This window comes from Nonomuraea jiangxiensis (assembly GCF_900099965.1).
In the GTDB taxonomy this organism is placed as follows: domain Bacteria; phylum Actinomycetota; class Actinomycetes; order Streptosporangiales; family Streptosporangiaceae; genus Nonomuraea; species Nonomuraea jiangxiensis.
On sequence record NZ_FNDJ01000008.1, the window covers coordinates 29,493 to 50,640 of the forward strand.

A 21,148-nucleotide genomic window follows, 5' to 3' on the forward strand; every position below is an offset into this window, starting at 1 on the left:
CGACACATGCATGTCGGATCTCTCCCCTCTCTCGTGATCAGAGCCTTACGGCGGGCGTCCGGAGCGGTGACGGCGCCGCGCCTCGCCGTGCTGCTGCTCGCCGTGGCGCTTCCCGCGCTCTTCCTGTCGTCGGTCCAGGCCGCCGCGCAGCCCCGTACGCAGCTCACCGCCGCGCAGGCGGCGGAACAGGTGCTCACCTGGACCGCCGACGACAGCATGACCGCCTACAAGTCGGTGCCGGAATCGGCGACGGCGGGTCCCGCCACCATCGTCTTCGAGAACAGCGCGGCCACCGGCAACACCACCGGCATGACGCACACGCTGACGTTCGACACCTCCACCCCCGGCTACAACCACGACGTCAGCCTCAACATCATCGCCAGCCCCTTCGACGCCAACGGCGGCCGGCACATCGCCCAGGTGAACCTCACCCCCGGCAAGTACCGCTTCCACTGCGTGATCCCCGGTCACGGCCAGATGACCGGCGAACTCGTCGTCACCGAAGGCGGGGGCGAGGACACGACCGCACCGCAGGTCTCCGCGCAGGTGGCGGGCGACCAGGACGCGGACGGCAACTACGTGGGCGCGGCGACGGTCACGGTCTCGGCGAGCGACACCGAGTCCGGGGTGGACACCGTGGAGTACGCGCTCGACGGCGGAGAGTTCGCGGCCTACTCGGCCCCGGTGTCGGTCAACCAGGTGGGCGCGCACACCCTGTCGTACCGGGCCACCGACAAGGCGGGCAACACCTCGCCGGTGGGCTCGGTGGAGTTCACGGTGGTGGCTCCGCAGGAGGAGGACACCACTCCGCCCGAGGTCACCGGGAAGGTGACCGGTGACCAGGACGCGGACGGCGACTACGTGGGCGCGGCGACGGTGACGATCACGGCGAGCGACGCCGGCTCCGGGGTCGACACCGTGGAGTACTCGCTCGACGGCCAGCCGTTCGCGGCGTACACGCAGCCGCTGTCGGTCAACCAGCCCGGCGCGCACACGGTGACCTTCCGGGCCACCGACAAGGCGGGCAACACCTCGCCCGTGGACTCGGTGGAGTTCACGGTGGCGGCCTCGCAGGAGGAGGACACCACTCCCCCGCAGGTCTCGGCGCAGCTGTCGGGCCAGCAGGACTCGGCGGGCAACTACGTCGGCTCGGCGACCGTGATGCTCTCGGTGAGCGACACCGAGTCGGGGGTCGCCACGCTGGAGTACTCGCTCGACGGCGGGCCCTACGCCGAGTACCCGTCCCCCGTGTCGGTCACCCAGGCGGGCGCGCACACCCTGTCGTACCGGGCCACCGACAAGGCCGGGAACACCTCGCCGGTGGCGACCCTGAGGTTCACCGTGGTGGCTCCGGAGGACGACACCACGCTGCCGCAGGTGTCGGCCGCGATCACCGGCACCCAGGACTGGGCCTGGAACTACGTCGGCTCGGCGACGGTGAAGCTGACGGCGAGCGACGTCGGCTCCGGGCTGGACACCGTGGAGTACTCGCTCGACGGCCAGCCGTTCGCGGCGTACACGAAGCCGCTGTCGGTCAACCAGCCCGGCGCGCACACCCTGTCGTACCGGGCCACGGACAAGGCCGGGAACATGTCGGTGGGCACGGCCAAGTTCATGATCGTGGAAGCCGCCGGCGCGTAGCGCCCGCCGCCGGGCAGGGGTGACGGCCACCCCGAGAGGCGAGCTCGTCAGCCGGTGAGCGGCCTCCGTCCAAGGACGGGGGCCGCTCACGCGTCAGGCCGCGTGCACGAGGAGCACCTCGGCCAGGCGCAACTCGGCGATCTCGTCGGCGAGGCTCCCCAGGGCGGCGACCCGGTAAGGTCATGAGCTACTACAGGACTCTCGATGCTATGACGCAGGCGCGCCTCATCATTATTGATGGGTCAGGATCCTCAATAGGCCGGGAGTAAGCAATGTCTGCGATGTTCGCCTTCGAGGTTGGCGACATCTCTATGCGAAGCATGACCTTTGAGTACGTCATAAACGATCTCCTCGAGCGGTCCTCGGATCCGATTGACCAGCAGGTGTGTCAAGTCGCCCTCGATCTGAATTGCCTTTGGGTGGACCAGATCAACGCGGGTCGAAAGTGCGCCCTTTTGGGCAACCTTCACGATGTTCTTGTGGAGCAATTGAGGAGCGGCGTCCATTCCGATAATTGGGTTGCGCTCTTCGAGATCAGGCGGGCATTGGACGAACTGGCGAAGCGCTACCCGGATTGCTTCAAGTGAGCATCGCAGCACGGCGCGGTCAGGCCGATCAGCACCTGTCCGTCCTGCAGGCCAGTGCCGATTGAGGGGGCGTCTCGGCGGATGCCAGAAGCCCTTCGTTGAGGGTCAGATCTCTGAGTCGCGCGGGGCCGGCCCGTGCTCGTAGGCATGGATGACGGCGCGCACCCGAGTGTGCAGCCTGAGCTTCAGGTCCTCGATCTCTTCCAGTTGCGCGGCCCGCTCGCCGTGCAGGCGCAGGGCATGGCCGACCGCGACCGGGGCCACGCCCATGATGACCAGGTCGGTGACCACGGACAGCCCCTTTTGTAGGCCTGCGGGATGAGCAGGCCGTAGCCGGTGGTCCAGGCAATGGACAGGCTCATGACCAGCCATGCCGCGGCGCGGCAGGTAGAAGGCCGTGGGATCTCAGGGCTCCCGCGCGAGCGGCTGTGCGTGGCGTCAACGTGCGAACTTCTCGATGGCCGCCGGGGTGACGGGGGTGAAGAAGTTGACGAGGTTACCGTCGGGGTCGCGGAACAGCAGCGACCGGTTGCCCCAGGGCATCGTGGTGGGCTCGGTGACGAAGTCGGTGACGAAGCCCGTCAGGTTCTGGTGAACGCGGTCCACGTCGTCGACGAGGAACTCGGTGATCACGCTGTGGTTGTCCGCCGGACGGGCAGAGCCCGGGGCGAACAGCGGGACGGTGCGGGTGCCGGCGATCGCGAGGGTTGCGCCCGCGGTCTTGAGTTCGGCGAAGTCTTCGGTGGCCCACGTCGCCCGCGCCCCTGTGGCTCGCTCGTAGAACTCGACGAGGCGCGCTACGTCGCTGGTGATGATGCGGATGGAGACGAAGTCCATGGGATCTCCTTGGCTCTGCTGGAGGCGTGCACATCGCAGGCTAGGAGAAATAGTGGACAGAATCGGTCTTGTATTCGCGTTAAGTTGTGCACATGTCTCGACCCACTGGCCGCGTACTGACACTCCTGGAGCTGCTGCAGTCGGGCGGTACCCGGACTATGGCCGAACTCGCCGACCGGCTCGGCGTCGAAAGGCGCACCGTGCGGCGATATGTGGACCAGCTGATCGACCTGGACGTGCCCGTGGAATCGGTACGCGGCCGCTACGGCGGATACCGGCTCGCCCCCGGATACCGCTTGCCTCCCCTCATGCTCAGCGACGACGAGGCGCTGGCCGTGCTGCTCGGCCTGGTCGCCGGCCGCCGAGCCGGGTTGACGACGGCGGAGCGCACGGCGAACGAGACCGCGTCGGCGAAGATCCGGCGGGTGCTGCCCAAGCACATCGCCCGTCGGCTCGACACACTCCTGGAGGCTCTCGCCTTCACGGATCAGCCCGGCGAGTTCGACACTCCAGACGCTGGGGTCCTGCTCGCCATCGCCGATGCGGTGCGCCACCGCCGACCGGTCTCGATCCGCTACACCGACCGCGACGGACGGCACAGCGAACGCACGCTGCACGCGTACGGGATCGTCGCCCATTCGGGCCGGTGGTACGTCACGGGCGAGGACGCCCAGATCGGCGAGGACCGAACCTTCCGGCTCGATCGCATCGCGGACGCGAGGACCCTGCCCGGCTCTTTCGAAGCGCCCGTGGGTCCCGGTCCGGCGCAGCGCGTGTTGTCAGGGTTCGCCACGGCCGCGTACCAGCATGAGGTGACCTTGCGGATCCACGGGACAGTTGAGCAGATCCGCGCACGCCTTCCCGCCAGCATCGCGAGCCTGGAGGAGCACGAGCCCGCGGCAGGCCAGGACCAGGCGGCCGAGCGCTGGCTGCGCGTCGAGCTACGAGCGCAACGGCTCGACTGGTTGCCTCCGGTACTCGCCTCACTCGACCGGCCGTTCGTCATCGAGCGCCCCGATGAACTGCGCGACATCGTCATCGCGCTCGCCGATCGCCTCGCGTCCTACGCCCGCCAAGCCTGACAGCGAGGAACCAACGTAGCCTCAGGGGTGGACGGCTGCGCGCACGAGGCGGGGACATGTCTTTGCGGCTTCCACCGGCTCGAAGCTCCGGCACAGAGCCGCGACATCGACCACGCGTATGCGTTGGCGCGCGCCTTCACCGCGCGTACTGCGACGGTACGATCCGCCACCACGGCGTGGCGATGCCCCGGGACCTCGGCCTCGAACGCGGCCGCCGCAGCGGCGGCATCGGGTGACGCGAAGAGGGACCGCCGGAGCTGCCCGGGTTAACGGAGGCGTCGAACTGGATGAGCCCGCTCAGGTCACCGTCCTCGGCCATCCGGTCCAGGCCCGACACGACGACGGCCTTCGACGTGGTGCCGTCGGCGAACGTCACGGTGATGTCCTCGGTACCTTTCACGACGTGGTGCGCCGTCAGGATCCGGCGCTTCAGATCAACCTGACATGTAGGAATTTTCCTATATATAGTGGTCCCCGAAGCGGCGCCATGCCGCCCCCACCCTAGCGACAGCCAAGATTGGACCACCTATGTCTGAAATCGCCGAGCGGTTCGACCGGCTCGCGGGCGCCTTCCAGGCCCGGATCGAGGCCACGCCCGCCGACCGCTGGGATCGCGTCAGCCCCTGCGAGGGTTGGACGGCCCGGGACGTCGTCGCCCACGTCATCAACGGGCACCGCGGCATCATCGCGGCGGTGCGCGGAACCCCGCCACAGCCCTCGCACAGGGTGGGTGTGTCCGGCATGGACGACGCCCCGAAGGTCGAGCCAGGCGCCGACCTCGTTGCCGCGTACGCCGAAGCCAGAGCAGGTATGCGAACTCTGCTCACCGATCCCGGCCTGGCCGCCACCCCGCTGCCGTTCAGCCCGATCGGCCCCGTGCCCGTGGAGCGGGCGGCCGACGTGGTGGGCGCGCTGGAGTTGCTCGTACACACCTGGGATCTGGCCCGCGCCGTCGGCGGCGACGAGATCCTGGACCTGGAGGCCGTCGTACGCACTCATAACGCCCTGCGCCACCACTACGACGGTCTCCAGGCGACCGACGCCTTCCGGCCGAAGATCGCGGCGCCGGCCGACGCCGACCCGCAGACGGCGTTCCTCTGCTTCACCGGCCGCCGCCCCTGACGGGCCACAAGGGGTGCCACGACCGAGTCACCGCGGCCTCCGCACAGCGGCATGGCGTGCGTCGTGGTGGCCGGGCATTGCCTCCAGGCAACACAACGTTCTTCCAAGGAACGACCCCTGTCCCATCGAGCGTGCTGGTCAGCAACGGGGTACGCCGGAGCAATCCGAACCTGGGAACTCGCGCGCACACTCCTGTTGGCCCTGGCGTGGCGCTTATCGACACTCACGGGGCCTTCGCGACGCCACCCCGTATCCGGCCTGAGAGCGGCGCGCTTCTTGCCTTAGCGCCGGGGAAGGTTCAGTGTCAATTGCATGGGGGAAATCTTCGAGGGGCGTCAGTCGTTATCCCAAACCATCTGGCTGGCGCTGGGCAGCCTTTGTTTGCGGTCTTCGGGGGCGCCCTAGGCCTGGGAATCATCGAGGTCAAAGGCTACGACCCCCTGGTGGCGAGGATCATCGGGTGGGTGGCCGCGCTGTTCTTCCTACTGGCTCTGGTCGTGTGGGCACGCAGGCTGCTGCGCGGGAAGCAGGTCGTCATCCGGATCGACGACAAGGGAATTCACGACACGCGGCTTTCGCGCGAACCGATTCCCTGGCAGCACATCCGGGGCGTGAGTGTCATGCGGCAGTCGAACGTCAGCTACCTGACGCTCGATATGTCGCCGGCCGACAAGGAGCACTTTCTCCTGCCAAGCGCGAAGCTGGGTTCGCGACTCAATGGAATGCCCACCATTTCGGCGTCCGGTCTCCAGCCGTCTGTCGAGGATCTGCGCTTCGCGATCCATCGCCTGCGCCCGAGGCAGTAGTGCCCCGAAGTGCGGCCGTAGCGTCGGGCCGGCCCGCTGGTGATCAGTCGCCTGGTGCGACCGCTACGCCGCCCAGCGGCGGCGCGGCCCCGTACCCGCTTGACATCTGAGCGGGCGTTACGCGAGTTGGCGTCCCTTCCGTGAGCTCATCGTGGAAGGTACCCGCGAGGGCCTGGCCGCCGCCCGCCCGCGGCCAGCGCCGGGAGCGCCCGCTGGCCATGACCGCCCAATAGCCCGTCGGTCCGATGGTTCTCCGGTCTGCGTTGGGCATACCGTCGGCCCCAGGTAAGGCCTCAAGGGACAGACTTGAGTTATGACGCGGCAGGAGATAGATCGCAGCCGGTTGAAAGTGACCAGCCGACACCAGATCGCTCAACTGCGGATTCAGCGGGCCCGGGAGCGGGAACAGCGCAAAGTCCGCGAGCGTGTCCGTCTTTACCAGCGTGTGCGCCTCGCCGCGCTCGTGGTGGGCATTGCCGCGACGGTGGTCGTGGCGCTTTTGCGGGGGTGGGGTGTTCTCCCGCCGTTGCATCCGTAGTGCCCTCCACTCGGGTCCGTCGCCATGAGCCCCGGAGTAGCTCTGGGTAACCATGGACGCGGGGTGTAGCGGGGCTCACCGCCGACCCGGCTCTCGCGCTGCTACGTCCGATGATTCCAGCTGTCGATCGCTCAGGATGACCAGCCGGTGGTCGGGTGACTGGGCGGAGCCGCGCACCTACCGGAAGGTGTGCCCTGGCCGGTCGGTCCGAGTGCGTGTCGGCTGTCGCTCGTGGCAGCACGCGAACGCACGGTCCGCTGGTCCTGTCCGAACGGCGCTCGTAGAACTCCCCCGTTCCGCCGGTCCGCCCTCGCACGCCCGCGCGAAGGTCTCCCGAACCTCACGGACTCCGGACCTCCCCTCGTTGGTCCGCTCATGCGCGCACACGCACGCCGTCCGGGAAGTACGGAAACGGCCCCGCTCACGGACCGGCCCCGGTGGGCGCGAGCTCGACGTCGGCGCCGAAGAGATCTCGGCGGTCATGGTGCGCCGCGTTGTGTTCGTCACGCTGGTCGTAGCCCGCTGACCTCCTGGCATCCTTGGTGACATGTCCGGCACCTCGGCACGACTGCTGAACCTGTTGTCCTTGCTCCAGGCTCCGCGCGACTGGCCGGGCAGCGAACTCGCGGCACGCCTGGAGGTCAGCCCGCGCACCATCCGCCGCGACGTCGAGCGGCTGCGCGACCTCGGCTACCCGGTACGTGCGACTATGGGCGGCGAGGGCGGCTATCGCCTGGTGGCGGGCACCGCCATGCCGCCGCTGTTGCTCGACGATGAGGAGGCCGTAGCCATTGCCGTCGGCCTGCGTACGGTGGCCAGGCATCCCGTCGCGGGCATCGACCAGGCGTCCATCCGCGCGATGGCCAAGCTCCAGCAGGTGTTGCCGTCCCGTCTGCGGCACCGGGTCGGCGCGCTGAACGCCGCGACCGAGGCTCCTTCTCCTTTCTCCGGCCCGGACATCGACCCGGAAATCCTCACCGTGATCGCCGGGGCTGCGGCCGGCCACGAGCGGCTGCGCTTCACCTATGAGGCGGGCGACGGCACCGCAAGCAGGCGGCTGGTCGAGCCCTACCGCCTGGTCACCGTGGGCAGGCGCTGGTACTTGGTGGCCTTCGACAACGACAGGGACGACTGGCGGATCTTTCGCGTAGACCGCGTGAGCGCGCCCCGCCCGACGGGGGTGCGGGTGCCACCGAGGACGCCCCCGGCCGAGGACGCCACAGCCTTCGTCACCGCCAGGCTGTACTCGACGGCCCCCACCTACCGCGCCGTCGCCACCCTGCACGCTTCGGCCGAGTGGGTGGCGGCCCGCCTCGGCGACGCTGCGGGCGAGCTGGAGCCGATCGACGCCGGCACCTGTCGGCTGTCCGGGCAGAGCGACACCCTGGAGTGGCTGGCATTCCGGCTGGTCATGCTCGGCTGTGAGTTCGACGTGCACGAGCCGCCTGAGCTGGTCGACTACCTGCGAGAGATGGCCGCCAGGACGCTCCGCGCCGTGTAGGACAGACATTGACCTACACGAGGGTTAGTGTCTCCAGCACAGATTCCCGCATGCAGAGGAGCCACCCGATATGTCTGTCAAGGCGATCCCCGAGGGTTACACGACCGTCACGCCATGGATCATCTCCCGCGACACGGCCGCGGTCATCGACTACATCCGCAAGGCGTTCGGCGCCGAGGAACTGGGCCGAGTGATCGATACCCGCGGGCTGATCGGGCACGCAGAGGTCCGCATCGGCGACGCGATCGTGATGCTGTTCGACGGCGACCCGAGTTGGCCCGCGACGCCCGCGTTCCTCCGGCTGTACGTCGAGGACGCCCGCGCCGTGCACCGCCAGGCGGTCGAGGCGGGTGGCGTCTCCATCTCGGAGGTCACCCACCTGGCTTTCGGCGACCTGGTCGGGCGGGTGCGCGACCCGTTCGGCAACGTGTGGTGGATCCAGACCCACATCGAGGACGTGACGCCCGAAGAGATGAAGCGACGCTTCGGCGACCCGGAGTTCACCGCGGCGATGGAGTACATGCAGCGCCCCGAGACCGAGATCTTCCCCCGAAGCTGACCTCGAGCGACCTGGAGGTAGGTCGCACCGCCGTGGTCCACAAACTTCACCTGGCTATCTCTTCCAGCGCTGTCGATCCCGCTCGGGAGGAAGTGGCACAGCGGCCGCTGCAGCCGGGCCAAGGGAATCCGCACACTGGCCCGTCCAGCGCAGTGGCAAGGCAGGCCCCACCTCCACTCCTCAGCGGGTCCCAGCAACCGGGTAGGGTCGCACCATTTCGGAGGGTGTCGGGATTAGAAGGTTTCCCGACAGGCTCTGATCAGGCCACGCAAGCCCTCCGGAAAATGCCGAGCCAGGCGGTCATGCAGCGGCTCGACCAGGTCGGTCAAGCGGGGATCTTCTCCAAGGATGTCCGCGAGCTCCACGGCGTCCGCCGAGATGATGTGCATGAGGTCGATGTCGGTGCTCGTGGTCCACATGATGGCATCGATCGGCCAGTCCTTCCGGCGGCCTGCCACAGGGTTCAGTACCCGGCCCGGTACGTACGCTGTGGTAGTGCCCAGCGAGCTATTAACAGCCCTGATTGCCGGTGCCGTCTCGTTAGTTGTGGCGGTCGCGACTGTGACAGTAAGCATCTCGACCACGCGTGCGACACTCCGGCGGGACCGTGAACGCCAACAAACTGAGTTCCGACGGGCCATGACGAATCGGCTTTACGACCGACGTGTTGCGGTTTATCCTGCGCTCTTCGCCGCTACCGGGGCATTTCGACAATCGAAGATGGCAAACGCCCCTGACGTCAAAGCTCACCTTCGAACAGCAGTCGCAGCGGTCGATGAACTACACGCTGGGGAGCTTGGACTGCTGCTCTCACCTGAGGGACACGAAGCGTTGCTGCGCCTGCGACAGGAGGTCAGGGCTGCCATGAAAGCCGAGCCTGGCGACGAGCTTACAGTTGCGATTCACAACGTATGGATCTGCAAGAACCGGCTACGTTCGGCTCTTCGGACTGACCTTGGGCTGCTATTTGATGGAGAATAAGCCTGGCCTTGGCCTGCTTGAGTCTGCCGGGACGTGGCTGGCGGAAACAGCCTGGGGCTCCCGCTGGACTGGGCCTCCGGCGCGGCCCAAGGAAGTCCTTGTTCCGCCTGGACGGCGTTCCTGCGCGCGCGGACAGGCGCGTAAGCGAATACAGCACCATGGGCCGCGGCAGTGCCAGCATCGGCCCGAAGAGCCAGCGTCGGCGTGGGAGCCGACGTCGGCGGCGCTGCAGGGCCGTGGGGCGGGACTGGCCGCTGGTATGGCGATCGCGGGTGCGGCCGTCGCAGCCGTGTGGATGGCCCTGAGCCACGTTGCTCACGTTCGGCCCGATCTCGCCGGACTCGGTCCCGTGCGCCGGCCAGCACCAGGTTGCCTGCAAGCGCTTACTTGGCCGCTCCGATCTCCTGCTCGGTCCTCCGCTCGGATTCGTGCGATGAGCTTTAAGAGCGGCGCGACTCGGCTCGGATTCGCGCACCGCCCCGGAGGAGAGTTCTCCTGATCGCCGCGTCACCATGCTGTGAGGCCTGATCGAGGATCCGTGGTCAAGGATGAGTTGTGGACGATGCAGTGCACCTCGCTGCCGGGTTCGACGAGGAAGCGCAGCCTAGGTGGCCAGGCGCTGTTCCATCTCGTCCGGGGTTTGGTTGGCAGTGTCAGGTAGTGAAATCTCCGCCGGCGATCTTCCTCGACCCCGGTCGGCTAGCTGTACTGCCCACAGAGGTTAGGTACGAGGACGACACGGGGTCGATGATCTTGTGAATGGGTGAGGGCCTTCGGTTTGGTGTGGATTGCGACATCTACACGCCAACCAGAAAGGCCCTCATGCCCCACCGTAACGCGCCGCTGACCGAACTCGGACGCCTGCGCCTGGCCCGCTGTGTCGTCGAGGACGGCTGGCCGCTGCGCCGCGCCGCCGAACGCTTCCAAGTTGCCGTGACCACAGCCCACCGCTGGGCGCAGCGCTACCGCGAATGCGGCGCCGCCGGCATGAGTGACCGCTCCAACCGACCGCACCACAGCCCGCGCCGCACCTCGACCCGGACCAAACGGCGCATCATCAAAGTCCGGCTCCTGCGCAGGTGGGGACCGGCCCGCATCGCCTACCTACTCGGCCTGCACCCCTCGACCGTCCACCGCGTGCTGACCCGCTACCGGCTCGTCCGCCTGGCCCACCTGGACCGGGCCACCGGCCGCACCATCCGCCGCTACGAGCACGCCGCGCCCGGCGACCTGGTCCACGTCGACATCAAGAAGCTGGGCAATATCCCCGACGGCGGTGGCCACCGCGTGCATGGCCGGGCGGCAGGCGGGCGAAACAGCTCCGCCCACCGCGACCCGGACCGGCCGCGTCACCATCACGGCCGGCCCAACCTCGGCTACGGCTACCTGCACAACGCCATCGACGACCACTCCCGCCTGGCCTACACCGAGATCCTGCCCGACGAAACCAAGGAAAGCGCCGCCGCCTTCTGGCAACGCGCCCAGGCCTACTTCACCAGCTGCGGCATCACAGTGCGCCGGGTACTCACCGACAACGGCTCCTGCTATCGCTCTCACCTGTGGCGCGACACCTTGCACGCAGCCGGCATCACCCACAAACGCACCCGCCCCTACCGGCCGCAGACCAACGGCAAAGCCGAACGCTACAACCGCACCCTGCTCGATGAATGGGCCTACGCCCAGCCCTACCACTCCGAAACCGACCGCCGAGCCGCCCTGCCAGCCTGGCTACACACCTACAATCACCACCGCGGCCACACCGCACTGAACGGCCTGCCACCCGCCAGCCGCGTACCCAACCTCACGGGACAGAACAGCTAGCGTTCCCGCTCCCGTTCGGTGCCGCTCGAACGTCCGCTCACCAATCTCATGACAGACCGGCTTGATCCTTCAGCACTTCGCAGGAACGGGGCCTCGTAGCTGTCGCGTTCCTGACGCAGTCCTGTGGGGGGCGGACGACCAACCGAACCGCCGCCATCCTTCGGTGAGCGCCGACCGGGCCAGGGTGTGATTGACGGTGAGCGGGATACCCTGCTCTGAGCTATGCCCAGCAGCCATTGAAAGGGCACGAGGATCTTCTCGGCGCCGTCCGGGATGACGGCCAGACAGGGCGAGGACGGAAGCGAGCTGGCGGGTCAGGCGGGACCGGGCTTACCCAGCGGAGCACGTCCAGGCGGCGAGCCGTTCGGCATGGACGAGCTGTACCCAGCTGCGCCCGTCGAGATCGTCGCGGGCGGCGGTGAGGAGGCCGCTGTGCGCCGTCGTGGGGTTCCCGCTGCGCAAGCTGGCGCGGCGCCTGGTCGGCGTACGGCGATCTTGAGTCCTTGATCGTCCGCCGCCGGGCCGGGTGGCACCACGGAGAGGATTCGGGAGCGGGCGGGGGGTCGGCCGCGACCGGGGCGGGTGCGGACCTGTGGGAGCCTGGACACGTGGAGATCGGTCCCGGCAGGAGGTCCTTGCAGCGGTCAGGACGTGCCTGTCAGGTAAGAGCAGCGTGCCGGAAGGCTACTCTTTCGTCGAGGTCAGGCCGGAGTCGACGGCATGTTGGTGATCTTCCGCTGGTGACGGGACCCGAACCTGTACGCCGTCGCGCTCGAGTATCCGACGGAGCCACGGAGCCGGTGGACCGGCCTGTCGGTGCGCTCGGCGTTGGAATGGGCCGCGGATATCGGGGACTGGCTCAACGAGGAGCTCTGGACCGGGCTGGTCCGTCGCGCCCGGCGGAGTGTCCGCAACGGGTACGTTCTGCTGGACCCTCGCGACGCCCCGGACATCATCCCCGCCGGCTACTTCATCAAGGCGGTTCCTCCGCATGCGACCGAGGCCGATTTCCCGCTGGTCGTCGCGGGGCTGGACGTGATCGTCCCAGGGAACTGCTCGCCAGGGGCAGGCTCGCCTACTGGCTGCAGGTCTACGCCGAGAAGGGCGATGGCGACGACATGGGCTTCGTCGGTCAGGTGGCCACGTCCTGGGAGGACGAGCAGCGCACCACTGTCCGTCTCGAACTGGTGCACGTCCTGCCCGGCATTCCACCAGAGGTACGCCATGCGCTGGTGCGTCTCCTGGTCATCATGGCGGGCGAAGCCGGCGTTCTGCGCGTGGTGACCGAGATCGACGATGCCGCCCTTGCGGGGCTGGGGTTCCGGCCCGCCACCGGCGGCGGCCTCATCCTGCACACCGATTCCCAGCGGGCGGCCCAGGTCGGGTGACTCCTCCAGGCCGACCAGGGCCACACGGGCTCTCCGGTGCGGGAGTGCGTGCAGGCACGTACGTTCTGAAGTGGGCCACGCCATCCGGCCGGGCCGGATCAACGCTGGTGGCCTACTTGTCTCGTCTGCCTCTGGTAGAGGGGCCAACGGGCATCGAGGCGGGCATGCTCATTGCTCGCCAGTCCTGCAGTGCGCTGAGGACGCAGCGTGCAGGCCCTCGGGTTCTGTGTCGATCGTCAGCGTGGTTGCGGTGGCGCCGCGAGGAGTACGTCGGCGAGGCAGGAACGTTTCGGTTCAGGTCGTTGCGCTGCTCAGCCAGAGGCAAGCCCCCCGTTTACGGTCCCAAACGCCTGCGGCTGTTGGCCGTGGCCGGACAACTGGTGAGTGGCGGCCGCCGCCTGCACCTGGGTGAAACGGGCCCGCGCGAACGGCACCGCCGGGGCGAAGCAGGCGGGCCCGGCCAAGAAGCCCGCGAGCGGGACGCTATCGTACGACGACGTGCTGGAAGAGGAGAACATGCAGGTCAAGGCCGGGATCCGGGTGCTGGAGCTGGAGCGCGACATTCTGCTCGTGCGCCCCGGTGGGCTCCCCCTCCTCCCTGGAATGGGGCCCTCTCCCCCGGTTCCGCAGGTCCACCCAGGAGACTTGATTTCACGGTGAACGCCCTCACACTCAGCAGGTCATCGCCCGCAAAAATGCCGACGATCTTCGCGAGGGAAATCTCGATGGGATGCAATTCAGGCTTTGATGCCAGCGAGTAGACCAGCGGGCTCCCCTTGGAGGTGCCACCCGATGCGATCACCGTGTGGATCCCTTCCTCGCCGGTATATTCGTAGATGACGATGATGTCGCCCGGTGAGACTCGCAGGGTGTCAAGGGCGTCCTCCGAGACGGGACCCTGTGATGTCGGCTCGCCCAGGAAACCCGCCCACGCGCGCGAGCCGCCCATGGTGCCGGCCATCTTCGACTGGTTCTGCACCCCGGCCAGGAACGTTCCCTTGGTTATGTGCCCGGCCTTTACCAGGGCGTACGGGAGAAGTTCGTAGCACAGCAGCTCAATGGGCGCCGTCTCATGGTCGGGGAACCCGGACGTTCGGCGCCAGGAACCTGTGCTGCCCCATTGGATGGATTCGACCCCGACCAAGGCTCTGACCGCCAAGGCGCACTTCGCACCGGGGCCGCCAGATGCGCTGCTGCTCTGCGATGACCATGAACCACTCGACGAACTGCTTGACGAACTGCTCGATGAACTGCTGCTGCTCTGGGATGACGATGAATTGCTGGAGGAGCTCTGTAATGATGATGAGCTGCTGGAGGAAGTGCTGCTTTCGGTCGGCTGGTCTGTCATGGCGAATTCCCCCTCTGTTCTGGGCAACAGTCTGATGCCGCCTCGGAGGGCTGAACAGCGCGCGCCAGTCCCGATTCCGTACCCGCTATCGGCCGATGGTGAATAGCGCGGCGCCTTGGTGCGGGTGGCTTGCAGATCTGCGGCCTGGTGTCCGGGCTATCGGGTCCGACGGGTCAGCGCCTTGTGCTCGTGACGTGTTCGATCCGCTCGTGCGGATACGGGGTTGTCCTGCTGGCGCGAACAGGTCCCAGTAGAAGTCGTTCATGGTCGCCCAGGAAGAGGATGTTGCCGAAGTGGCCGTCGCTCACCGTGGGACATGTCCAACCGTGTGTCTCGCAGCTCCCACGGGCAGGCACCCGTCTGATCAACTTTGTCTGTCGGACGCTTCACCTGTCGGGATGAGCCTTGTCTGCTCGCGCCGAACGTGACCGTGGGCGATGAGGGCGGCGAGGAAGGTCCGCTGCGCGTTCGTCAGCTCCGTGTCCTCGGTGAGGGGTTCGGGGAACGCGAGCCGGACGAACAGCCCCAGGTCCCTGTCGTAGGTCCGGCCGTCGGTCATCGCGGCCAGTCCGAGCGCCGCCGGCAGCACGGCCTCGATCGTGTCGACGCGCGCGACCAGGACCTGCGCCAGATCGCAGCGGAGCCATCCCTCCTGGCCGAGCGCAGCGCACGCCCGTACGCCCGGATGCTCGTCACGCAGCAGTCTCTCCGGCGCTGCGCCGAGCATGCCGAGCAGCCGCGCCACGGCCGCCCGTGCCCTCGGCTCGGGTGCCGCGGCGGCCCTTTCCAGCCGCCCGATCACGGTGGGCCGTTGCTCTCGTAGCGCGGGATGCGCCACCAGGTGAACGGCCGCCGTCAGAGCCGAGATCCGTACGGACGGCTCAGGGTCTCCGGTCAGCGGCAGCACATCCTGGAAGATGTCCGGTACGACCGCCCGGCAGGCCAGCAGGTCCCGTGCCGCCATGGCCCTGCCGAACTCCTCGTCCTCATACGCCTCGACCAACTCAGGTGGCGGCGGTTTCCGCGTCGCTGGATCCGGATCGAGCCGCCAGTCAGCCGCGCGTGCCGCCGCGCTGATCCGCTGGAGATCGGCCTCCCCGCGCCCGGCCGGACATGCCTCGGCGCGGAGCACGTCATCCGGCACATCGAACCTACAGGCTTCCGCGAACACGGCGATGTGATCGAGCAACGCCGTACGCAACGGCCTGGGCCCGGCGTCCCACGGCAGGACATTATCGACGATCCCGGCCGTCCGGTGGTCCGCCAGCAGCCCCGCAACGATGCGGATGAACGGTCCGCTCGCCGAGTACACACTCCCCTGGTGCAGCATCGCCGCGTCCAGGTACCCGACCGCCGCGCCGCGTGCGCCGGCGTCCTCGCCGACGACCAGCGCCAGCAGGTGGAACGGCGCGTCTGAGGCGGCCCCGTACGCATGGTCGAGCTCGTCCCAGTCGACCCGGAGCAACGCCTCTTCCAGAACAAAATCCGCTGGCACATGCCGACATTAGCCCTCTTTCAGGTTCGACTAAGATGCCGACGGCGTGTTGTCGGATTTTGCCTTCGGATCCGATCTTGGTGGTGCATAATCCTCAGCCAGGACGGCCTTGCGCGCGCCGGCCGACGGGGTGGACGTGCCTGCGCGGAACGGGGCACTTCGAGGGCCGGCTGAGAGCAGCAGGGCTGTGCCGCAGCTCGTGCACCGTCTCTGTTCGAGATCGGATCCGGGAAGGACCGGCGGCATGCAGGACTGGATGGTTGATTTCGCCGAGTACGTCCGGGAGCTGTTACCAGGGGAACTCGCCGAACCGTTCATCGCCCTCGCCCGTCCGGCCATCCGGCTGTCGATCGCCGGGGAAGGTGAGACGGTTGTCGGCCGGCTAGGTGGCCTGCCCCGCCTGCCTGAGGAGGTGCCGTGGCCGCGCGTCGGCGACGGCGGCTCCGCGATGCAGTTCCTCGCCGAACTGGACTGCGCGGCGCTCACCGCGTACGAGTCTGACATCGGCCTGCCTGCCGAGGGCGCACTGTTGTTCTTCGCCACCTGGGACAGCCGGGCCGCGCAGGTGATCCACCTGCCCCCGGGGGTCGTACGTGTACCCGAGCGTGAGGCGCCTGTCTCCGGAGACGCGCGGCTGTTCCCCGAAGCTCCCCTGGCCGCCGAGACCGTGGCCACCTGGCCGACGCGCAGCCACGACGACCTGGTCGAACTCGGCGATGAGTTCTGGGACCACCCCGTGGGAGAGGAACCTTGGGAGGTGTTCGCCGACCTGCTCACGGACTTCGCCGACGCCGAGGGGGGCCGTAGGCACCAGGTCGGCGGCTACTCCGACGCCTTGCAATGGCCGATCGAAGCCAAGGCCGCGTCCGCGGCCGGACTGAACCCGAGGGATCCCGGGTTCGCGGCGGAGGCCTCCCAGTGGGTCAACCTGCTCCAGCTCGACGAGGACAATGGGATGATCTTCGGAGACGGAGGCGTCCTGATCTTCGGAATCCGCCGGGACCGGCTCGCCGCCCGCGACTTCAGCCAGATCTTCCCTTACGTCCAAGGACACTGACTCAGCGACCTGGGGAAACCGGCGTCCGCGATCCGGTGTCAAGGGTGCACCGTCGGCAGCCCGGCGTAGGTGGCGAGGTGACCGGTAGCGTTCATGGATGCTGGTGACAATCCTCGGCGGATGCGGCGCGTGGCCGAGGGCGGGCGTCGAAGACCCGACCAGATGGTAAGCGCCTCGGCAGGGGGCTTTTGGGTTGTTGGAGGATGTACGGGCGAAGCCCGTTCCTCAGGTTCCTTTGTGTTGGGATCTCGCCTGAAGCCACGCCCTTTACATTGTAGATCAACCAGCCAGCGGGCTGATCGTGATCATCGGCACCATCGCGTGGACGATGGTGCAGTCGCACGCCTCCGACCGGGCTCGGCTGCTGCTGTCGCCGGCCTTCGCACCTGGTGGTTCTACTGGCGCGATCGGTGCTGGTCACTCACCCATCGCTCTCCCCGCCCGCCGCCGTCGCACGTGCCGTCTCCGGGATACGCGTTTACGTAGCCGCCGACAGGGGTCACGATCGCCATCTGACAAGACCCGCCTGATCCCTCCGGTTTGACGCATGCCGATATCGGCATATGATGAGGCGCATGGCACGAGCAGCGACGACGTCGGACGTCTTCAACGCCATCGCCGAGCCGCAGCGCCGGGAGATCCTGATACTGCTGCGGACGGGTGAGCGGCCGGTGACCGAGTTGGCCCAGGAGCTGGGGATGACCCAGCCGGGGGCGTCCAAGCACCTGCGGGTGCTCCGGGAGGTGGGGCTGGTGCGGGTCCGCGAGGCGGGCAAGCAGCGCCTGTACGGCCTGGACGCCCGCGGGCTGCGACCGGTCCACGAGTGGACCGGCGGGTTCGAGCGGTTCTGGAACGAGAGCTTCGACCGGCTGGACGCGTACGTGCAGGACCTCAAGCAGGCAAGACAGGAAGGAAGCAACTGATGAGCAAGACAGGACAAGGAACGCCGGCACAGTCCGCGCTGGCCGACCGCGAGATCGTGATCTCCCGGGTCATCGACGCCCCGCGGGAGCTGGTGTTCGAGGCGTTCACCGAGGTGCGGCACCTGTCGCGCTGGTGGGGGCCGGAGGGGTTCACCACCACCACGCGGTCCTTCGAGTTCCGCGTCGGCGGGGAGTGGGACTTCGTGATGCACGGGCCGGACAGGACGGACTACCAGGAGTGGATCACCTGGACCGAGATCGTCCCGCCGGAGCGGATCGCGCTGCTGCACGGTGAGTCCCGCGGCGACTTGAACGCCTTCGAGTCGGTCCTCACGTTCGCGCCCGACGGCGCGGCGACCCGGATCGAGATGCGCACAGTGTTCCCCACCAAGGAACTGCGCGACGAGGCCGTCGAGAAATACCACGCGATCGAGGGCGGCCAGCAGACCCTCAGCAACCTGGCTGCCTACGTCAGTGAGATCGTTCGGAAGGGAGCCGAGGGCTGATGGCCGGGAAGGTGTTCTTCAGCGTGTCGATGTCGCTGGACGGTTTCATCGCACCCGAGTCCCTCGACGATTTGATGGGGCGGCAGTGGGTGGAACTGCAGCGGTGGATGTTCCCGCTGCGGTTCTTCCGGGAGAACCTGAAGCTGGGCGCGGGCGGCAAGGAAGGGCGCGACAACGACATCGCGCGGGAGACGTTCGAGCGCACCGGCGCGAGCGTGATGGGCAAGCGCATGTTCGACGCCGGGGAGCAGATGTGGCCGGAGGAGGCGCCGTTCCACACGCCGGTCTTCGTCGTGACGCACGAGAAGCGTGACCCCTGGGAGCGGCCGGGTGGGACCACCTTCCATTTCGTCAACGACGGCATCGAAACCGCGCTCGACCAGGCCCGCGAGGCCGCCGGCGACCGCGACGTCCGCATCGCGGGCGGCGGCGCGACGATCCTGGAGTACGTGAACGCCGGCCTGGTCGACGAGTTCTCGATCGCGCTCTCACCCGTGCTGTTCGGCTCCGGAATCCGCCTGTTCGACGGCGTGGACGCGTCCAGGGTCGCGCTGGAGCCGGTCCGCGCGGAGCCGACGCAGCGGGTGACCCACCTCACCTACGCGGTCCGGGCGCGGTAACCGTCTCGACCTCAGCACTCCCCCGCCGAGGTCAGGAGCGCGGTCAGATCCTCGACGCTCTGAGCGTCAGGGCCCTCCCCCACTCCCGAACGTGTTCCCAGCCGCCGCGCGCCTCCTTCATCTCCACGAACGGCCGTCGGTCGTCAGCGTCTTGCCATCCTGCACCCGCACTGTGGTGGCCGTCTCCGGCGGTCGCATCCATCGCCCGGGAATGACACCCGGAGTTTGCTCGATCGCCTGGTATTCGGCGGGGATCGCCTGCTGCTCGTCCTGCGACAGGCGGTCGTCCCACGCCTTCGGGTCGCCGTGGGTGATCAGCAGCATGTACTTCATCGTGTCCCCGTCCGTTGCGTGAGGGTCGTTTCCAAGACAATCGGGCCGCAGCGAAATCGACACCACGGCTCTGGCCCAGGCTCCGGCGGACGCGCCTGCGCACGGGCGGACCGGCTGCTCGCGGAGCTGCACTGGTGGGGTTGCTCAACCGAACTGCCCGGCCCAGAACGCGCACCGGTGGGCGGCGGCGAGGTCGGTCGGCCCCGTCGGGTCGGGCGGGACCGCCAGCGACTGCGTGCTGGGGCGGGCCGGGTCGAAGGTCCGCCAGCGGGGCAGGCCGGGCGCATTGGGGTCGCCGGTGCGGGCGAACGCCGTCCAATATTCGATCATGGTGGTGGACAGCTGCCGCCGGCGGTCGTCGAGGCCGGGGGTGGGGAAAAGGTACGCCAGTTCCGCGCCGTGTGCGGACCCCAGCGGGAAGTCCGAGCCCGGGATCTCGGTCATGACGTCGTCCCCGGCGAACTCGAACGCGTATGTGCGAACCCGCTGGGCAAGGCTCCGGTTCCGCTCGTACGTCGGGCAGGCGAACACCACGTCGGTGGTCAGCGTCGCCCAGGCCAGTCCCGGAGAGGCGTACTGGGCGAGGGGGTAGCGGCGGGCGACGCGGTCGGCCTGCTCGCCGAACGCGCGCCGCAGCAGCCGAGCGTAGGTCCGCCCGGTGATCGGCGTGCCGGGCAGCTCGTAGAAGAGGGCGACCATGTAGCGCATCTCGTCACGGGTGGCGCCGGAGATGACCGGGACGCGGTGGAACATGCCGGCGGCCAGGGCACGTTCGGGATCCCGCGGAAGCACCGGGCTGCCGACCGCGGGGGTGATGAACTGGTCGTGCAGGGGCAGCAGGCGCTCGGTGGGCAGCCGGCGCAGGCAGGCGAGAGCTGTCGCCGGATCGGCGCAGCCGAGCCCGGCGGCGAGGCGAGCGCCATCAGCCTGCCGGTCGGCGACGGACGGCCACTGGCGAAAGGCCGGCACGCCGGGGAACATGGTCCCGGCCGGCACCGTGCCGGTGCAGGGAGCGCTCTGCATGATCGCGCGCTGGAAGAGGCCGGCTGCTCGCGGTGACGCCAGGTGGGCGCAGACGCTCTTGCCTCCCGCGGACTCCCCGAACAGCGTGATGTTGCCGGGGTCGCCGCCGAACGCGACGGCGTTGCGGCGTACCCAGCGCAGGGCGGCCTGCTGGTCTTCCAGGGCGAAGCCGCCGGAGCCGGCCAGGCCGGGGTGGGCGAACAGTCCGAAGACGCCCAGCCGGTAGTTGACGGTGACGACGATGACGTTCCCGGTCGTGGCCAGGCGGTGGGCGTCGAAGTCGCTGCCGGCGCCCTCGATGAATCCTCCGCCGTGCAGCCATACCATCACCGGTTTGCGCCCGCCGGGACTGCGAGGGACGGTGACATTGAGGTAGAGGCAGTCTTCCGACGTGCCGGTCGGCTGTCCCGGGGTCGCGCGCTGGACGCAGCGCGGGCCCGGTTTGATGGCGTTTCGGACACCGGGCCACGGCCGGGCGGGCGCGGGCGAGCGCCAGCGCCGGTTGCCGGTGGGAGCGGCGGCGTAGGGAATGCCCTGAAACACGCGATGGTCGTTGCCCTGTGCGCCTTTCACCCAGCCGAGATCCGTGCGCACCAGTGCGCCCTCATGGACGGCGGCCACGGCGGGTGCGGCCGAGATCAGTTGCGCGACACAGGCGGCCAGCACCACCCACCATCGCCCGTTCACGCGCGTCGGCCCTTCAGCCCGGCCGCAGCGGCTAGCGCGAGGCCCAGCAGCCCCACGGCCGCGCCGGTCCACGGAGGCAGGTCGGTCGTGCGCTCGGCCACCGACACCAGTCCCCAATCCGTCCCCCAGAGCCATCTGGTCAGGGCGTTGCCGAAGCCCTGGATCATCAACAGCACACCCGCGATCATCATGACGTCGCATCCTCCGATCTCCCAGAACACCCGAGATAGTAAATCAATACACTTGTACGGTAGTATCATGAGCGTAAGCAAAGCAAGTCGTTCGTACTGAAA

The 21,148-nt window shown here is 68.2% G+C and carries 24 protein-coding genes; 16 read left to right on the top strand and 8 right to left on the bottom strand.

Annotated features, from left to right (window positions below):
• Positions 1–6: 6 nt before the first annotated feature.
• Complete coding sequence (locus BLS95_RS18480; RefSeq protein ID WP_090932838.1) at positions 7–1,641, top strand: OmpL47-type beta-barrel domain-containing protein; 1,635 nt, start codon at positions 7–9, stop codon at positions 1,639–1,641.
• Positions 1,642–1,913: 272 nt separating this feature from the next.
• Entirely contained in the window at positions 1,914–2,228 is a 315-nt protein-coding gene (locus BLS95_RS18485; protein ID WP_090932840.1) for a hypothetical protein, read from the top strand.
• 105 nt (positions 2,229–2,333) lie between these two features.
• Here the strand turns inward: BLS95_RS18485 and BLS95_RS18490 are convergent, their stop codons facing one another.
• Together BLS95_RS18490 and BLS95_RS18495 are read right to left on the bottom strand one after the other, a co-directional pair.
• Positions 2,334–2,519 carry a hypothetical protein gene (locus tag BLS95_RS18490; RefSeq protein ID WP_090932842.1) on the bottom strand — a complete coding sequence of 62 codons (186 nt, stop codon included), beginning with the start codon at positions 2,517–2,519 and terminating at the stop codon, positions 2,334–2,336.
• 147 nt (positions 2,520–2,666) lie between these two features.
• Positions 2,667–3,065: a VOC family protein gene (locus BLS95_RS18495; RefSeq protein ID WP_090932844.1), complete on the bottom strand. Its 399-nt coding sequence runs from the start codon at positions 3,063–3,065 to the stop codon at positions 2,667–2,669.
• 92 nt (positions 3,066–3,157) lie between these two features.
• Between BLS95_RS18495 and BLS95_RS18500 the strand changes: the two genes are divergently transcribed.
• Positions 3,158–4,147: a helix-turn-helix transcriptional regulator gene (locus BLS95_RS18500; RefSeq protein ID WP_090932846.1), complete on the top strand. Its 990-nt coding sequence runs from the start codon at positions 3,158–3,160 to the stop codon at positions 4,145–4,147.
• Between the two features lie 136 nt (positions 4,148–4,283).
• On the opposite strand, the gene BLS95_RS56870 is transcribed toward BLS95_RS18500, so the two are convergent.
• Positions 4,284–4,547 (bottom strand): S1C family serine protease, encoded by a 264-nt coding sequence (locus tag BLS95_RS56870; protein WP_218135837.1) that lies wholly within the window; start codon positions 4,545–4,547, stop codon positions 4,284–4,286.
• Between the two features lie 128 nt (positions 4,548–4,675).
• On the opposite strand from BLS95_RS56870, the gene BLS95_RS18510 reads away from it, so the two are divergent.
• From BLS95_RS18510 to BLS95_RS18530, 5 genes are all read left to right on the top strand, one after another.
• Complete coding sequence (locus BLS95_RS18510) at positions 4,676–5,269, top strand: TIGR03086 family metal-binding protein (RefSeq protein ID WP_090932850.1); 594 nt, start codon at positions 4,676–4,678, stop codon at positions 5,267–5,269.
• A 206-nt stretch (positions 5,270–5,475) separates the two neighbouring features.
• The gene (locus BLS95_RS59040; RefSeq protein WP_281250016.1) at positions 5,476–6,075 is read left to right on the top strand and encodes an STM3941 family protein; all 600 of its coding nucleotides are present in this window, start codon (positions 5,476–5,478) and stop codon (positions 6,073–6,075) included.
• A 313-nt stretch (positions 6,076–6,388) separates the two neighbouring features.
• A complete protein-coding gene (locus BLS95_RS18520; protein ID WP_090932854.1) occupies positions 6,389–6,613 on the top strand; it encodes a hypothetical protein in 225 nt (74 codons plus the stop codon).
• Between the two features lie 547 nt (positions 6,614–7,160).
• Positions 7,161–8,114 carry a helix-turn-helix transcriptional regulator gene (locus BLS95_RS18525; RefSeq protein WP_090932856.1) on the top strand — a complete coding sequence of 318 codons (954 nt, stop codon included), beginning with the start codon at positions 7,161–7,163 and terminating at the stop codon, positions 8,112–8,114.
• Between the two features lie 70 nt (positions 8,115–8,184).
• The gene (locus BLS95_RS18530) at positions 8,185–8,673 is read left to right on the top strand and encodes a VOC family protein (protein WP_090932858.1); all 489 of its coding nucleotides are present in this window, start codon (positions 8,185–8,187) and stop codon (positions 8,671–8,673) included.
• 233 nt (positions 8,674–8,906) lie between these two features.
• Here BLS95_RS18530 and BLS95_RS54255 read toward each other — a convergent pair whose 3' ends face one another.
• On the bottom strand, positions 8,907–9,257 hold the full coding sequence (locus tag BLS95_RS54255; protein WP_143043774.1) for a hypothetical protein: 351 nt from the start codon (positions 9,255–9,257) through the stop codon (positions 8,907–8,909).
• A 1,219-nt stretch (positions 9,258–10,476) separates the two neighbouring features.
• Here BLS95_RS54255 and BLS95_RS18540 point away from each other — a divergent pair.
• From BLS95_RS18540 to BLS95_RS55745, 4 genes are all read left to right on the top strand, one after another.
• Positions 10,477–11,475, top strand: a complete 999-nt coding sequence (locus BLS95_RS18540; RefSeq protein ID WP_090932862.1) for an IS481 family transposase — start codon at positions 10,477–10,479, stop codon at positions 11,473–11,475.
• Positions 11,476–12,593: 1,118 nt separating this feature from the next.
• Positions 12,594–12,863, top strand: coding sequence for a hypothetical protein (locus tag BLS95_RS57950; RefSeq protein WP_245765139.1), 270 nt, complete (start codon positions 12,594–12,596; stop codon positions 12,861–12,863).
• A 384-nt stretch (positions 12,864–13,247) separates the two neighbouring features.
• A complete protein-coding gene (locus BLS95_RS55740; RefSeq protein WP_176993256.1) occupies positions 13,248–13,523 on the top strand; it encodes a hypothetical protein in 276 nt (91 codons plus the stop codon).
• Between the two features lie 464 nt (positions 13,524–13,987).
• The gene (locus tag BLS95_RS55745) at positions 13,988–14,317 is read left to right on the top strand and encodes a hypothetical protein (RefSeq protein ID WP_176993257.1); all 330 of its coding nucleotides are present in this window, start codon (positions 13,988–13,990) and stop codon (positions 14,315–14,317) included.
• Positions 14,318–14,575: 258 nt separating this feature from the next.
• Here the strand turns inward: BLS95_RS55745 and BLS95_RS18560 are convergent, their stop codons facing one another.
• Positions 14,576–15,706: a hypothetical protein gene (locus BLS95_RS18560; protein WP_143043775.1), complete on the bottom strand. Its 1,131-nt coding sequence runs from the start codon at positions 15,704–15,706 to the stop codon at positions 14,576–14,578.
• Between the two features lie 244 nt (positions 15,707–15,950).
• On the opposite strand from BLS95_RS18560, the gene BLS95_RS18565 reads away from it, so the two are divergent.
• The 4 genes from BLS95_RS18565 (at position 15,951) to BLS95_RS18580 (ending at position 18,812) form a co-directional block, all read left to right on the top strand.
• Entirely contained in the window at positions 15,951–16,763 is an 813-nt protein-coding gene (locus tag BLS95_RS18565) for a YwqG family protein (RefSeq protein WP_090932870.1), read from the top strand.
• A 575-nt stretch (positions 16,764–17,338) separates the two neighbouring features.
• A complete protein-coding gene (locus tag BLS95_RS18570; RefSeq protein WP_090932872.1) occupies positions 17,339–17,686 on the top strand; it encodes an ArsR/SmtB family transcription factor in 348 nt (115 codons plus the stop codon).
• Positions 17,686–18,192 (top strand): SRPBCC family protein, encoded by a 507-nt coding sequence (locus BLS95_RS18575; protein WP_090932874.1) that lies wholly within the window; start codon positions 17,686–17,688, stop codon positions 18,190–18,192. The genes BLS95_RS18570 and BLS95_RS18575 overlap by 1 nt, the downstream gene beginning before the upstream one ends.
• Positions 18,192–18,812 carry a dihydrofolate reductase family protein gene (locus BLS95_RS18580; protein WP_090932876.1) on the top strand — a complete coding sequence of 207 codons (621 nt, stop codon included), beginning with the start codon at positions 18,192–18,194 and terminating at the stop codon, positions 18,810–18,812. The genes BLS95_RS18575 and BLS95_RS18580 overlap by 1 nt, the downstream gene beginning before the upstream one ends.
• A 117-nt stretch (positions 18,813–18,929) precedes the next feature.
• Here BLS95_RS18580 and BLS95_RS18585 read toward each other — a convergent pair whose 3' ends face one another.
• From BLS95_RS18585 to BLS95_RS57955, 3 genes are all read right to left on the bottom strand, one after another.
• Positions 18,930–19,136 (bottom strand): YciI family protein, encoded by a 207-nt coding sequence (locus BLS95_RS18585; RefSeq protein ID WP_143043776.1) that lies wholly within the window; start codon positions 19,134–19,136, stop codon positions 18,930–18,932.
• Positions 19,137–19,289: 153 nt separating this feature from the next.
• A complete protein-coding gene (locus BLS95_RS18590; RefSeq protein WP_245765140.1) occupies positions 19,290–20,855 on the bottom strand; it encodes a carboxylesterase/lipase family protein in 1,566 nt (521 codons plus the stop codon).
• Entirely contained in the window at positions 20,852–21,046 is a 195-nt protein-coding gene (locus BLS95_RS57955) for a hypothetical protein (protein ID WP_245765141.1), read from the bottom strand. The genes BLS95_RS18590 and BLS95_RS57955 overlap by 4 nt, the downstream gene beginning before the upstream one ends.
• Between the last annotated feature and the right edge of the window lie 102 nt (positions 21,047–21,148).

Coding starts and splice junctions, on each gene's coding strand:
- BLS95_RS18480 (WP_090932838.1), top strand. CDS start 7: ATGCATGTCGGATCTCTCCCCTCTCTCGTGATCAGAGCCTTACGGCGG.
- BLS95_RS18485 (WP_090932840.1), top strand. CDS start 1,914: ATGTCTGCGATGTTCGCCTTCGAGGTTGGCGACATCTCTATGCGAAGC.
- BLS95_RS18495 (WP_090932844.1), bottom strand. CDS start 3,065: ATGGACTTCGTCTCCATCCGCATCATCACCAGCGACGTAGCGCGCCTC.
- BLS95_RS18500 (WP_090932846.1), top strand. CDS start 3,158: ATGTCTCGACCCACTGGCCGCGTACTGACACTCCTGGAGCTGCTGCAG.
- BLS95_RS18510 (WP_090932850.1), top strand. CDS start 4,676: ATGTCTGAAATCGCCGAGCGGTTCGACCGGCTCGCGGGCGCCTTCCAG.
- BLS95_RS18520 (WP_090932854.1), top strand. CDS start 6,389: ATGACGCGGCAGGAGATAGATCGCAGCCGGTTGAAAGTGACCAGCCGA.
- BLS95_RS18525 (WP_090932856.1), top strand. CDS start 7,161: ATGTCCGGCACCTCGGCACGACTGCTGAACCTGTTGTCCTTGCTCCAG.
- BLS95_RS18530 (WP_090932858.1), top strand. CDS start 8,185: ATGTCTGTCAAGGCGATCCCCGAGGGTTACACGACCGTCACGCCATGG.
- BLS95_RS18540 (WP_090932862.1), top strand. CDS start 10,477: ATGCCCCACCGTAACGCGCCGCTGACCGAACTCGGACGCCTGCGCCTG.
- BLS95_RS57950 (WP_245765139.1), top strand. CDS start 12,594: ATGGGCTTCGTCGGTCAGGTGGCCACGTCCTGGGAGGACGAGCAGCGC.
- BLS95_RS55745 (WP_176993257.1), top strand. CDS start 13,988: ATGGATTCGACCCCGACCAAGGCTCTGACCGCCAAGGCGCACTTCGCA.
- BLS95_RS18565 (WP_090932870.1), top strand. CDS start 15,951: ATGCAGGACTGGATGGTTGATTTCGCCGAGTACGTCCGGGAGCTGTTA.
- BLS95_RS18570 (WP_090932872.1), top strand. CDS start 17,339: ATGGCACGAGCAGCGACGACGTCGGACGTCTTCAACGCCATCGCCGAG.
- BLS95_RS18575 (WP_090932874.1), top strand. CDS start 17,686: ATGAGCAAGACAGGACAAGGAACGCCGGCACAGTCCGCGCTGGCCGAC.
- BLS95_RS18580 (WP_090932876.1), top strand. CDS start 18,192: ATGGCCGGGAAGGTGTTCTTCAGCGTGTCGATGTCGCTGGACGGTTTC.
- BLS95_RS18585 (WP_143043776.1), bottom strand. CDS start 19,136: ATGCTGCTGATCACCCACGGCGACCCGAAGGCGTGGGACGACCGCCTG.
- BLS95_RS57955 (WP_245765141.1), bottom strand. CDS start 21,046: ATGATGATCGCGGGTGTGCTGTTGATGATCCAGGGCTTCGGCAACGCC.